This is a genomic window from Pseudomonas sp. GW822-FHT01E03 (genome assembly GCF_058802985.1).
Window position 1 is genome coordinate 514,310 of sequence record NZ_JBXAOQ010000004.1, and the last position, 12,446, is coordinate 526,755.

General features: G+C 59.8%; 15 protein-coding genes. 6 read left to right on the forward strand and 9 right to left on the reverse strand.

Translation table 11 applies throughout. From position 1 onward, the window contains the following. The first annotated feature begins 170 nt into the window (after positions 1–170). A complete protein-coding gene (locus AC1RP7_RS11170) occupies positions 171–926 on the forward strand; it encodes a polysaccharide deacetylase family protein (protein ID WP_090457298.1) in 756 nt (251 codons plus the stop codon). Between the two features lie 44 nt (positions 927–970). Here AC1RP7_RS11170 and AC1RP7_RS11175 read toward each other — a convergent pair whose 3' ends face one another. Then, positions 971–1,969 (reverse strand): AraC family transcriptional regulator, encoded by a 999-nt coding sequence (locus tag AC1RP7_RS11175; protein WP_493181144.1) that lies wholly within the window; start codon positions 1,967–1,969, stop codon positions 971–973. A 339-nt stretch (positions 1,970–2,308) separates the two neighbouring features. Between AC1RP7_RS11175 and AC1RP7_RS11180 the strand changes: the two genes are divergently transcribed. Both AC1RP7_RS11180 and AC1RP7_RS11185 read left to right on the forward strand, forming a co-directional pair. Next, positions 2,309–3,643 carry a dicarboxylate/amino acid:cation symporter gene (locus AC1RP7_RS11180; protein ID WP_057713642.1) on the forward strand — a complete coding sequence of 445 codons (1,335 nt, stop codon included), beginning with the start codon at positions 2,309–2,311 and terminating at the stop codon, positions 3,641–3,643. A 156-nt stretch (positions 3,644–3,799) separates the two neighbouring features. Beyond that, the gene (locus AC1RP7_RS11185) at positions 3,800–4,981 is read left to right on the forward strand and encodes a CaiB/BaiF CoA transferase family protein (protein ID WP_493181143.1); all 1,182 of its coding nucleotides are present in this window, start codon (positions 3,800–3,802) and stop codon (positions 4,979–4,981) included. 120 nt (positions 4,982–5,101) lie between these two features. Here the strand turns inward: AC1RP7_RS11185 and AC1RP7_RS11190 are convergent, their stop codons facing one another. Both AC1RP7_RS11190 and AC1RP7_RS11195 read right to left on the reverse strand, forming a co-directional pair. After that, on the reverse strand, positions 5,102–5,596 hold the full coding sequence (locus AC1RP7_RS11190; protein WP_057713644.1) for a SprT family zinc-dependent metalloprotease: 495 nt from the start codon (positions 5,594–5,596) through the stop codon (positions 5,102–5,104). Between the two features lie 157 nt (positions 5,597–5,753). Continuing rightward, positions 5,754–6,356 carry a Yip1 family protein gene (locus AC1RP7_RS11195; RefSeq protein WP_007988750.1) on the reverse strand — a complete coding sequence of 201 codons (603 nt, stop codon included), beginning with the start codon at positions 6,354–6,356 and terminating at the stop codon, positions 5,754–5,756. 282 nt (positions 6,357–6,638) lie between these two features. Between AC1RP7_RS11195 and ttcA the strand changes: the two genes are divergently transcribed. Next, a complete protein-coding gene (ttcA, locus tag AC1RP7_RS11200; RefSeq protein ID WP_008051493.1) occupies positions 6,639–7,463 on the forward strand; it encodes a tRNA 2-thiocytidine(32) synthetase TtcA in 825 nt (274 codons plus the stop codon). Between the two features lie 122 nt (positions 7,464–7,585). Continuing rightward, positions 7,586–8,260 carry a DNA-3-methyladenine glycosylase I gene (locus AC1RP7_RS11205; protein ID WP_493181142.1) on the forward strand — a complete coding sequence of 225 codons (675 nt, stop codon included), beginning with the start codon at positions 7,586–7,588 and terminating at the stop codon, positions 8,258–8,260. A gap of 100 nt (positions 8,261–8,360) precedes the next feature. Here AC1RP7_RS11205 and AC1RP7_RS11210 read toward each other — a convergent pair whose 3' ends face one another. From AC1RP7_RS11210 to arsC, 3 genes are read right to left on the reverse strand one after another with little or no spacing between them, the layout of a single operon-like run. Beyond that, positions 8,361–8,786, reverse strand: coding sequence for a DUF2069 domain-containing protein (locus AC1RP7_RS11210; protein WP_090457293.1), 426 nt, complete (start codon positions 8,784–8,786; stop codon positions 8,361–8,363). A 1-nt stretch (position 8,787) separates the two neighbouring features. Further along, positions 8,788–9,384, reverse strand: a complete 597-nt coding sequence (gene wrbA, locus AC1RP7_RS11215; protein WP_493181141.1) for an NAD(P)H:quinone oxidoreductase — start codon at positions 9,382–9,384, stop codon at positions 8,788–8,790. Then, positions 9,381–9,734 (reverse strand): arsenate reductase (glutaredoxin), encoded by a 354-nt coding sequence (arsC, locus tag AC1RP7_RS11220; protein WP_218494355.1) that lies wholly within the window; start codon positions 9,732–9,734, stop codon positions 9,381–9,383. Before arsC ends, wrbA begins: the two co-directional genes overlap by 4 nt. A 114-nt stretch (positions 9,735–9,848) precedes the next feature. Between arsC and AC1RP7_RS11225 the strand changes: the two genes are divergently transcribed. Further along, entirely contained in the window at positions 9,849–10,316 is a 468-nt protein-coding gene (locus AC1RP7_RS11225; RefSeq protein ID WP_057713649.1) for a TlpA disulfide reductase family protein, read from the forward strand. 191 nt (positions 10,317–10,507) lie between these two features. On the opposite strand, the gene AC1RP7_RS11230 is transcribed toward AC1RP7_RS11225, so the two are convergent. The 3 genes from AC1RP7_RS11230 to AC1RP7_RS11240 form a co-directional block, all read right to left on the reverse strand. Then, entirely contained in the window at positions 10,508–10,912 is a 405-nt protein-coding gene (locus AC1RP7_RS11230; protein ID WP_057713650.1) for an META domain-containing protein, read from the reverse strand. Then, positions 10,912–11,346 carry a hypothetical protein gene (locus tag AC1RP7_RS11235; protein ID WP_056728017.1) on the reverse strand — a complete coding sequence of 145 codons (435 nt, stop codon included), beginning with the start codon at positions 11,344–11,346 and terminating at the stop codon, positions 10,912–10,914. Before AC1RP7_RS11235 ends, AC1RP7_RS11230 begins: the two co-directional genes overlap by 1 nt. Before the next feature lie 77 nt (positions 11,347–11,423). Beyond that, entirely contained in the window at positions 11,424–12,416 is a 993-nt protein-coding gene (locus AC1RP7_RS11240; RefSeq protein ID WP_154860363.1) for a 2-hydroxyacid dehydrogenase, read from the reverse strand. Between the last annotated feature and the right edge of the window lie 30 nt (positions 12,417–12,446).

Genomic DNA, 12,446 nt, shown 5'->3' on the forward strand with positions numbered 1-12,446 from the left:
GGCTACAGGCATCAAGCGTTAAACGACCGGCAACAATGTTTTGTTGGCGTTCAGCCGTTTGGTGGCAAGTAATAAGCCTCGCCTTATTGACGACATGCACACGCAGAGTCTGTGTTGCTTGCATGAGTGGATAGGGGCTGAAGCGTTACAAGCCACCAAAGGAGATAAGGATGGAAAGGAAGAAAGTTTGGCTGACGTTTGACGACGGTCCTCGGCAAGCCCAGACCGAAACCGTGCTGGAAACACTGGAGCTGTTTGATATCAAGGCAACGTTTTTTATTGTTGGCAATCTGGTTGCCAGGCATGGCGAGCGTATCAAGCGCATCCTGGGCGAAGGGCACCGGATCGGCAATCACACTTACGATCATCTAAGACTGGTCGGCCAGGACAAAGACACCATCATCGATCAAGTCAAAATGACGGAGCAGGCGCTGACTCCCTACCAGCAGCCGGACCTGATCATGAGGCCGCCTTATGGCGCTCACGACGCGATGGTCGATCGCACTGTCGCCGAGTTGGGGTACCGGCAGGTTCTCTGGAACGTGGATACCCTGGACTGGAGCAGCAACTACCAACCGGGGGGCTGGGTATCCCATGGTGTTGAGCAAGTAAGGAAAAGAAAGAATTCCATTGTGCTGATGCATGACATACATGCGACCACGGCCAATAATCTTGGCCGGTTCATCGGACAAGTGAACCTGCTGGGCGATGTGGACTTCGAGTCACCGGCCACACTGGCGATTGCGCCGGTCAGTCAGTTGAATATGTATGTGGTGGTAAGGGGCGATACATTGTCCAGAATTGCCAGAGAGTTTTATGGCGATGCTGCCAAATACCTACTGATCTTTAATGCGAACAGGTCGGTGCTGGATCATCCAGACAAAATTTACCCTGGCCTGTCACTGATCATCCCGCCTCCAGGGTAAGCGTTCGCCAAATCTGGACGGGGTGTAACGCGGGTGCTGAAAATTCAGTTCTCCTGCGCCCGATAAGCCCCCGGCGTCAGCCCCGTCCATTTCTTGAACGCCCGGTGAAACGCCGACGGCTCGGAAAACCCCAACTGCTCGGCGATCTGTTGCAACGACAGGTCGGCGCGGCTCAGGTGATAAATCGCGATGTCCCGGCGCAATTGGTCCTTCAATTCCTGAAAGCTCGAACCCTCTTCCCGCAAATGCCGGCGCAAGGTCTGCGGGCTGATGTGCAGGTGGGCGGCCACGGCTTCCAGGTCGGGCCAGTGTGAACTGTCGCGACTGAGCAAGCGCCGCAGGCGGCTGCTCAAGCTGTCGCCATCGTCCGGGCGCGAGAGCAGGTCGGCGGGGGAGCATTCGAGGAAATGCTTGAGGGTGCGTTCATCCTGCAACAACGGCATGGCCAGGTAGCGGCTGTGAAACAACAGGCTGCTCTGGGGCCTGGAAAACTCAAGCGGACAGGAAAACAGCAGGTCGTACTCGGCGCCGTGTTCCGGCCGGGGGTAGCTGAACGTGGCCTGTTCCAGGCGAATGCGCTGGCCAATCAGCCAGCTGCCGAAACGGTGCCAGATCACCAGCAGGCTTTCACTGAGGAAATGATCCGGGTCCCAGAGCTGCGAGTCGTCCAGGCTCAGGCGCACCCATTCACCTTCACGGCTCAGGGTCAAACGCGGCGCCCCGGGGAACAGGCTGTAAAACAACAAGCCGCGATGGAGTGCCTTATCCAGGCTGCGGCAGTGAATCACGGCATGGCACATCATTGCGAAGCTGCCCGGCCTGCTTGGGGCTTGCCCGAACCCGAGGTACTCGTCGTCCAGTGCCAGCCATAACGCCTGGATCAGTTGGGTGAATTGCTCCGGAGCGATGCGTGCCCGGGGTTCGTCCAGCAACTCGGGGCTGATTCCCAGTTGCTGTAGCAGGCCCGAATAGTCGTAGCCGTGCCGACGCGCACCACACAGGGCGGCGCGGGCGAAGTGACTGGCGATGGTACGTTCGCGCATGGCAGCAGATCTGACCGTTGATCGACGGATGTTAGCTGCGCGCCGCGGGCGTGAACAGGGCGGATATCCGCCAAATTGCAGGACGACTTTCAGTGCAGGGGCGGAAATCCGCCACATGCTTGTAGCCGTTCGGTGACAGGGAATTCGCTGCAACCCCAGATATAAAAAGGCTTGCAGGGGGTTTTACGGAAGGTGGCACGGGCCTTGCGATACAACGAGCAGATGCCTGCCGTTGCGCAGCTCGAAAAAACAAATCCCTCCAGTGCAGGAGGGTTCGCAATCGCGGTGTTGCGGGCAACAGCTGGATGTTGTCACCGGGCACCTTTGAGGAACTTTGCAATGACGACTCGTCAGCCACTGTATAAATCCCTGTACTTCCAGGTGATCGTTGCCATCGCTATCGGCATTTTGCTCGGTCACTTCTACCCGCAGACCGGTGTAGCCCTCAAACCGCTGGGTGACGGGTTCATCAAACTGATCAAAATGGTCATCGCGCCGATCATCTTCTGTACCGTCGTCAGTGGTATCGCCGGCATGCAGAACATGAAATCGGTCGGCAAGACCGGCGGCTATGCGCTGCTGTACTTCGAAATCGTGTCCACCCTTGCCTTGCTGATCGGCCTGGTCGTGGTCAACGTCGTGCAACCGGGTGCCGGCATGCACATCGACGTATCGACCCTGGATACCAGCAAAATCGCTGGCTTCATCTCGGCTGGTAAAGACCAAAGCATCATTGCCTTTGTCCTCAACGTGATCCCGAACACCATCGTCGGCGCGTTCGCCAACGGCGACATCCTGCAAGTGCTGATGTTCTCGGTGATCTTCGGTTTCGCCCTGCATCGCCTGGGTGCCTACGGCAAGCCGGTGCTGGACTTCATCGATCGCTTTGCTCACGTGATGTTCAACATCATCAACATGATCATGAAGCTCGCTCCAGTCGGTGCGTTCGGTGCGATGGCTTTCACCATCGGTGCCTACGGCGTCGGTTCGCTGGTGCAACTGGGCCAGTTGATGATCTGCTTCTACATCACCTGCATCCTGTTCGTGCTCCTGGTACTGGGTGCCATCTGCCGCGCGCACGGTTTCAGCGTCATCAAATTGATTCGCTACATCCGTGAAGAACTGCTGATCGTGCTGGGCACTTCCTCTTCGGAATCCGCTCTGCCACGCATGCTGATCAAATTGGAACGCCTGGGTGCACAGAAATCCGTTGTGGGTCTGGTGATCCCGACTGGTTACTCGTTCAACCTCGACGGTACGTCGATCTACCTGACCATGGCCGCTGTGTTCATCGCTCAGGCGACTGACACCCCAATGGACCTCACTGCCCAGATCACCTTGCTGCTGGTGCTGCTGTTGTCCTCCAAGGGCGCCGCCGGCGTGACCGGTAGCGGTTTCATCGTACTGGCGGCCACCCTGTCCGCCGTGGGCCACCTGCCGGTTGCCGGCTTGGCGCTGATCCTCGGTATCGACCGCTTCATGTCCGAAGCCCGTGCCCTGACCAACCTGGTGGGTAACGCTGTTGCGACCCTGGTCGTGGCCAAGTGGGTGAAAGAGCTGGACGAAGACACGCTGCAAGTCGAACTGGCTTCCGGCGGTCGCGGTATCTCCGACGAGCGTGAAGTAGACGACCTGGGCGTGGCCGAAGGCCCAGCCCCGGCCAGCGTCAAGTAAACGCTCAACAGAAACTCGGCCTGCAATGAAAAACCCGCTTCGGCGGGTTTTTCATGCCTGCGATTTGAGCGCAACGGTCACCGCCAGTGACGCATCAGGTGATTGCTGCGATGTTCTCGGCTGCCTAGGCTTGGAGGATCGCACTGGAGAACACTTATGCTCGGTCCACTGGCATCACTCAAGGTTCTGGATTTCTCGACATTGCTACCGGGGCCGTTCGCCTCGTTGCTGCTGGCGGACATGGGCGCCGAAGTGCTGCGCATCGAATCACCGACCCGGATGGATCTGCTGCGGGTGTTGCCGCCCCACGATCAAGGCGTGTCAGCCAGTCATGCCTATCTCAATCGCAACAAGCGCAGCCTCGCCCTGGACCTCAAACAACCTGAGGCGCTGGAGGTGATCCGGTCGTTGCTGCAGGACTACGACATTGTGCTCGAGCAGTTCCGCCCGGGTGTCATGGAGCGTCTGGGCCTGGGTTACGAAGCCCTGAAGGCGATCAATCCGAGACTGATTTATGTGTCGATCACCGGCTATGGCCAGACGGGCCCCTACAAGGACCGCGCCGGTCATGACATCAACTACCTGGCCCTGTCCGGGCTGGCGAGTTACACCGGCCGTGCCGACACTGGGCCGTTGCCGTTGGGCATGCAGGTGGCGGATGTCGCCGGTGGTTCGCTGCACGGGGTGATTGGCTTGCTGGCGGCAGTCATCGCCCGACAGCAAACCGGGCAGGGCCAGCACCTGGATGTCAGCATGACCGACTGCGCGTTCAGCCTGAATGCGATGGCCGGTGCCGGGTATCTGGCCTGCGGCGTCGAGCCGGGACCGGAAAACCAGGTGCTCAATGGCGGCAGTTTCTACGATTACTACCGCTCCCGGGATGGGCGCTGGCTGTCGGTGGGCAGCCTGGAGCCGGTCTTCATGAAACAGTTGTGCACGGCATTGGGTCTGGAGGAATTGGCCGGCCTCGGCCTGTCACCGCAACCGGCGCATCAGAAACAGCTTAAAGACGCGCTGAAGCTCGAATTCGAAAAGCATGACTTTGCCGAGTTGCGCGCGCTGTTCGCAGAGCTGGATGCGTGTGTCGAGCCAGTGTTGAGCCTGGGAGAAGCGCTCGGTCATCCGCAGTTGCAGGTGCGGGAGTTGGTGGCCGACGTACCTCGTGGCGATGGCTCGACCCAGGCGCAGATGGCTTGTCCGCTGAAGTTTTCGCAAGGTTTGCCGGAGCCCCGGCATATTGGCGCGGCGCTGGGGCAGCATACGGATCAGGTGTTGGGAGAGTTGGGGTTCAGTGCTGAGCGGATCGAGCAGTTGCGGCGGGCCAAGGTGATTCTTTAGTGCCTGTCAGGCCGCCATCGCGAGCAAGCTCGCTCCCACACTGGGTTTGTGTCACGCCACAGATTCTCTGTGGGAGCGAGCTTGCTCGCGATAGCGGCAGCACAAACACCGAAAATCCAACTATTCGACCCGCATCTCGCCACTGAACACCAACGTATTGCGGCACCGTCGACACAAATACCGCCGTCCCTGCCGAACCAGGCTGTGGCGCTGTGCCGAAAACGGGAAGTCGCTGTCGACGCACGGGCACTTGTAGATGTAGCGGGTCACGCTGCGGCGTTTGACGTCATAGGTGTGGCAGCGGTTGGGCGGCAGTTCGTACACACCGCGCATGATCAGTTGCCACTCTTCACCATGGGGTTGGATGCGGTCGCCGAACAGTTGGTGGGCGATCAGGTGCGCGACTTCATGGGCCACGGTCTGCTTGAGGAAATCTTCGGTGTTTTCCCGGTACAGCTGCGGGTTGAAGCGCAGCAGGTTCTCGTGCAAATGCGCGACACCGGCTTTTTGCCCGCGCAGCTTGAGGCTCACCACGGGGCGCTTGAAAGGTCGTTTGAAAAAGGATTCGGCTAGTTGGAAACAGTCTTCGACGCGGGTATTGAGTTGCTCGGGCATGCTTGATGGATCTCCAGAGCGGTCGAGTATGCCGCAACCCTCGGACCTTGCGAATCACCAGGTTGCCGAATGGTCGTGTGCGTTCTCGTTGCTGAAGAATGAAAAGACCGCCTTGCGGCGGCCTTTGTCGGCAGTTCTGATTTTCAGTGATGAGCGGCTAACTGGTGTAGACCGGGCCCACGCCGAGTCCCCAGACAATTACTGTGAACGCCATGATGGCGACCAGCACCACCAGGCCTACGGCGAGCACCGAACTTGAAAACAGGAAGCCCTCGTCAGATGGAATGTTCATGAATGTCGGCAAGCCCACATACAGCAAGTACACCGTGTAGCAGATCGCTGCGGTACCGACGATCATCCCCAGCCACAGGTGTGGGTACAAGGCGGCGAGACCGCCGATGAACAGCGGTGTAGCGGTGTAGGTGGCAAACGCAATGCAACGGGCCAGGCTTGGGTTGGCGTCATAGGTGCGGGCCATCCAGTGGATGAAGGCGCCCATTACGGCCACACCACCGAGCATCGCCAGGTACGACATGACCGTCATCCATATTGCGCTTTCTACGGTCAGCATTACGGGAGGTCGATTGCCGATGACCCAGCCGACCTGTGTGGTGCCAATAAAGGCAGACACGGCGGGGATCGCCGCCAGGATCAGCGTATGGGTCAGGTACATGTGGCTGATGCTTTCCTCCTGGTCGCCACGGATTTCTTTCCATTCTTGGTCAGGGTGGGTGAAGAGCCCCACTACGTGATGGATCATGCCAGTCACTCCTCTTGTTTTTACCGTCGCCCCCCAGTGGAGCGCCTACGGGCCAATACGGCCAAGCAAGTCATAGGTCTGAATTTGTATGTGACCTTATGTCGCAGTATAGGGAGGAGTTTCCCCAGAGGGAGTAAGGGCTTTAGAGCAAATCGCGCTGTAAACGCAGTTGTTAATCGCCGCAGGGTCTGTGGCGAACAGCCCTTTTGGCGAGGCACTTCGCCCCTGAGGCGTTTTTGCGTAAAATGCCGGCCTTTCGTCACACCTCACGGATTTCGCGTCATGGGCACTCTCACGGTCAACCAGAACAAACTGCAAAAGCGCCTTCGCCGACTGGCCGGAGAGGCAGTTGCCGATTTCAACATGATTGAAGACGGCGACAAGGTCATGGTCTGCCTGTCCGGTGGCAAGGACAGCTACACCATGCTCGATGTGCTGATGCACTTGCAGAAGGTCGCGCCGATCAAGTTCGAGATCGTGGCCGTGAACATGGACCAGAAGCAGCCGGGTTTCCCGGAGCACGTGCTGCCGGCCTACCTCAAGGAACTGGGGATCGAGTACCACATCGTCGAGAAAGACACTTACTCGGTGGTCAAGGAGCTGATTCCGGAAGGCAAGACCACCTGCTCGTTGTGCTCGCGCCTGCGTCGCGGAACGCTCTACACCTTCGCCGATGAAATCGGCGCGACCAAGATGGCCCTCGGTCACCATCGCGACGACATCGTCGAAACGTTCTTCCTGAACATGTTCTTCAACGGTTCGCTCAAGGCCATGCCACCAAAACTGCGCGCCGACGATGGTCGTAATGTGGTGATCCGCCCGCTGGCCTACTGCAACGAAAAAGACATCCAGGCCTACTCGGACTTCAAGCAATTCCCGATCATTCCGTGCAACCTCTGCGGTTCCCAGGAGAACCTGCAGCGTCAGGTGGTCAAGGAAATGCTGCTGGACTGGGAACGCAAGACCCCGGGCCGTACCGAGAGCATTTTCCGTAGCCTGCAGAACGTGATCCCGTCCCAACTGGCGGATCGCAACCTGTTCGACTTCACCAGCCTCAAGATCGACGAAAGCGCCGCATCGCGCTTCGTCAACGTGGTCAACCTCTGACCAAACTGTGGGAGCGGGCTTGCTCGCGAAAGCGGTGTGTCTTCAGCATTGATGTTGGCTGACACTTCGTCTTCGCGAGCAAGCCCGCTCCCACAGGTCTTTCGTTTACCTCAGGAGAGGGCATGCGCGACTACAAGTGGCTGAATGAGTACTGCTTGAACCGCTTCGGTTCGGCGGCTGAACTGGAAGCCCATCTGCCCGTTCCCAAGACTCCCGCGCAACTGCGCAAGATCAGCGACGATCGCTACCTCTCGATGATTGCGTTACGGGTGTTCCGCGCCGGGCTCAAGCACAGCCTGGTGGATGCCAAGTGGCCGGCCTTCGAAGAAGTGTTCTTCAGGTTCGACCCGGAAAAAGTCGTGCTGATGAGCGCCGAGCACCTTGAGCGCCTGATGCAGGACACGCGGATCATCCGTCACCTGGGCAAGCTCAAGAGCGTGCCGCGCAATGCGCAGTTCATACTGGACGTGGCCCATGAAAAGGGCAGCTTCGGCGCGCTCATCGCCGACTGGCCGGTGACCGATATCGTCGGGCTCTGGACCTTCCTGAAAAAACGTGGGCATCAGTTGGGCGGGCTGTCAGCCCCGCGCTTCTTGCGGATGATCGGCAAGGACACCTTTGTACCGAGCTATGACGTGGTGGCGGCGCTGAATGCGCAGGACATCATCGACAAGGTGCCGAGCAGTCTGCGCGACCTGGCGTTGGTGCAGGACGTGTTCAATCAGTGGCATGAGGAAAGCGGCGGGCGGCCGATGAGCCAGATTTCGATGATGCTGGCTTACACAGTCAATCATTGAGACCGAGTCGCCCCAATCGCGGGCAAGCCCGCTCCCACATTGGATCTGTGTCGTTCACAAAATCCCCTGTGGGAGCGAGCCTGCTCGCGATAGCGGTGGGTCAGGCGACGGAGGGTTCGCCCTCGCCAGCCAACTTGCGATTCAACTGATAGCGCCAGCGCACATACAGCAGCGCCGAGCAAAACACCGCCAGACTCGCGCCCATCTCCAGCAAGCCGAAGACTTGCCGGTTCGGGTCATAGGCAGCCAATGCGCCCTTGATGAAGTACAGGTTCACCACAAAGCACATCCACGAATGCCCGCGAGGGCTGCCGACGATCATCCCCGGTGCCAGAATCAGCAGTGGCACCAGTTCGATCAACAGGATCACCCAGGGGCGTGCCCCATGCAGATCGGCAATCGCCAGGTAGTAAACACACAGCAGTCCCACCAGACCGAAAAAGCACAGCAGGCTGATGGCGCGCATCGCCTTGACGCGTGGTTCGAGCCATTCGAGGGCGGGCAGGATCTTCGGCTTCTTGGCCAACTCAGCTCTCCAGTTTCAGTGCGGTCTTGGCCAGGCGCAGACCCAGCGCGCGGCACAACGCCACTTCATGGGCATCCAGACCGCTTTTGCCGTCGGCGCCGGCGTGGTGGCTGGCGCCGTATGGCGTACCGCCGCCCTGGGTTTCCAGCAGTGCCGACTCGCTGTAGGGCAGGCCGGTGATCAGCATGCCGTGGTGCAACAACGGCAGCATCATCGACAGCAGCGTGGTCTCCTGGCCGCCGTGCAGGCTCGCGGTGGAGGTGAACACACCCGCCGGTTTTCCCACCAGGGCGCCGGTCAGCCACAGGTTGCTGGTGCCGTCGAGGAAATACTTCAGTGGTGCCGCCATGTTGCCGAAGCGGGTCGGACTGCCGAGTGCCAGGCCGGCACAGTTCTTCAGGTCGTCGAGGCTGGCATACAGCGCGCCTTCGTCGGGAATCTCCGGCGAAACGGCTTCGCACTCGCTGGAAATCGCCGGCACCGTGCGCAGGCGGGCCTCAAGCCCGGCCTGTTCGACACCACGGGCGATCTGCCGGGCCATTTCGTTGGTCGAGCCGCTGCGGCTGTAGTACAGAACCAGAATGTACGGTGCACTCATGGCAACAGTTCCAGGATCTGCTCCGGTGGGCGGCCGATGATGGCCTTGTTGCCGACTTCGAGAATCGGTCGTTCCATCAGTTTCGGGTGGGCGGCGATGGCGGCAATCAATTGCGCTTCGCTCAGGCTGCTGTCGGCCAGGTCAAGGGTCTTGTACTCGTCCTCGCCGGTGCGCAGCAATTGCCGGGCGCTGATCCCGAGTTTGCCCAGCAGGCTCTGGATTTGCGCGGCGTCCAGCGGAGTGTCCAGGTAACGGACCACGGTCGGGGTCAGGCCACGGGCTTCAAGCAGTTCGAGCGCACCGCGGGATTTCGAGCAGCGCGGATTGTGATAAAGCGTCAGATCGGTCATGAGCGGGTCGCATCTTGCGTAAGGTGGCGGCTATTCTAACTGTGCAGCGCGCAATCCAGAACCGTAAGAGGCGATGGGTCGCAGGTGCATTCAATTTTTGACAAGGAACACGACATGACAAGGCGACTGGCAGCAGCATTGGCGATTATTGGGGCGTTGATGCTGGGGGGCTGCGGTAATGACTATGGCATCGACCAGGACGGCCACAAGATCGCCGCCGACCGACTGGACGGCAAATGGCTGGTCCTGAACTACTGGGCAGAATGGTGCGGGCCTTGCCGTACCGAGATACCGGAGTTGAATGCCTTGGCTGAGCAGCTCAAGGACAAGAAAATCGGTGTGTTCGGGGTCAACTTCGACAATGTCCAGGGGCAAGAACTGAAGGACGCGAGCGAGAAACTTGGGATCAGGTTCACCGTGCTGGCCCAGGACCCTTCCGAACTGTTCGAGCTGCCGCGCAGCGAAGCATTGCCGGTGACCTACATCATCGATAACAAGGGCAAGGTGCGTGAGCAGTTGATGGGTGAACAGACGGCGGCGGGGGTGATGGCGAAGCTTGAGGCGTTGCAGGCGAAGAATTGATCAGATGATCGTTTTCATTGTGGTCAGGGGCTTTTTGTGGCGAGGGGGCTTGCCCCGTTCGGCTGCGCAGCAGTCGCAAAGCCGATATACACGGTTAACCTGATCAAACGCGGTTATTGGATTTAGGGCTGCTTCGCAGCCCAACGGGGGCAAGCCCCCTCCCCACTGGTTTCACCGTGCTGAAAGGGCGATCAACCCTCCTCGAGCCACCAACGCAACGGCTTGCCTTCGGCTGGCCAGAAGCGTATCTGCTCGATCGGGGAGACGTCCCAACGCTGGACGTTTTCCAGGGCCTGAAGGAAGCGTTTTTCCTGTTCCATCAGTGCCGGCGCGCACAATTTGCGGGTGCTGCCGATTTTGCCGAAGGTCAGTTTGTCGCCATCGAGGGTGTACGGCGCGAACCAGTGGTTGCAGCCGCCATTGCCGTAGGCCCGGCCATCTTCGTCGAGGGTGACGGTCAGGTGGCTGTAGTCCATCAACGGCCGCTCGCCGATCCACTCCAGAATGTAGCTGCGGTTCTGTTGCAGTTGCACCGGCTCGGCGGCGCAGCCCAGCAGGCCGGCACCGACCATGGCGGTCAGAGCGAGGCCTTTCATCACGCAGGCTCCTGGCATTTCGGGCAGAGGTGTTTCTCGCCAACGCTGGTCCAGCCCAGCTCGGCAATCCGCGCGGTGGCGGCAGGCTTTTCGGCCTTGTTGCCCAGCTTGGCATCGACGGCAAACTCGAAGCTCAGCTCTTTGGCACAGCTGTCACAGTTCACTTGCCAGGTGTGGATGGCCAGTTCGCCGAACACCGGGCCACTGGCTACCGCGACCCATTGGCCGGGCGGGTTGATCAGGTGGCGAACCGTTTCGACGGTCAGGCGCATGGACAAGTCCTTGGCACCCTTGAGGGTCACAACCAGCACGTCATTGTTGCGAATCGAACCACCGTTGCCGGTGACTTGATAGCGCCCCGGCACCAGGGCGCGGCATTCAGTGAGGGTGTGTTGCGGGTTCATCAGGCTGTAGCGGAAATCGTGTTCGACCATGGGTCCTCCAAATATGCGCGATATGCTAGCACGGGCTTGTACGCCGCATCGCGCAGGTAGATGACCTTCGATCCGTTTCAGTCTCCCGTCACCAGGTTTTCCGGGGTGCCCGCCGTCCAGGCTGCAATGTTGTGTAATGTTGTTGCGGCAATCGCGTCCAGCGCTTCGCGGGTCAGGAAGGCCTGGTGTGCGGTGACGATCACGTTGGGGAAGGTCAGCAGCCGTGCCAGCACATCGTCTTGCAGCGGCAGGTCGGAGCGGTCCTCGAAGAACAGCTGCGCTTCCTCCTCATACACATCCAGCCCCAGGTAACCCAGGCGGCCGTCTTTCAGGGCATCGATCAGTGCCGGGGTGTCCACCAGACCGCCACGCCCGGTATTGATCAACATCGCGCCCGGTTGCATGTGCGCCAGGGACTCGCGGTTGATCAAGTGCCTGCTCTGTTCGTTGAGCGGGCAGTGCAGGCTGATGATCTGCGATTCGGCCAGCAATTGCGGCAGGCTCAGGTAGCGAGCGCCGAGGGCTTCGACCTGCGGGTCGGGGTAGGGGTCATAGGCCAGCAACCGGCAGCCAAATCCGCTCATGATTTTGGCGAAGGTGGCACCAATCTGACCGGTGCCGACCACGCCGACGGTCTTGCCCACCAGATCGAATCCGGTCAGCCCTTGTAGTCTGAAATCCCCTTCGCGAGTGCGGTTGTAGGCGCGGGGCAAGCGGCGGTTGAGTGCGAGGATCAGCGCTACTGCATGTTCGGCAACGGCGTGGGGCGAATAGGCCGGGACACGCACGATGGCCAGTCCCAGGCGTTTTGCTGTCGGCAAGTCGACATGGTTGTAACCGGCCGAGCGCAGGGCGATCAGGCGTGTGCCTCCAGCGGCCAGGCGCTCGAGTACCGCAGCGCCAAGGTCATCATTGATGAACGCGCAGACCGCTTCATACCCTTGGGCGAGCGCTACCGTGTCGAGGCTCAGGCGCGCAGTCTGAAATTGCAGCTCGATGCCGGCTGGTTGCCCGGCCGCGAGAAAGCTGTCGCGGTCGTAGTTCTGGCTGCTGAAAAGAATCGTACGCATGCGGTGCTCCTTGAAGGTGGCCTGCGCCGT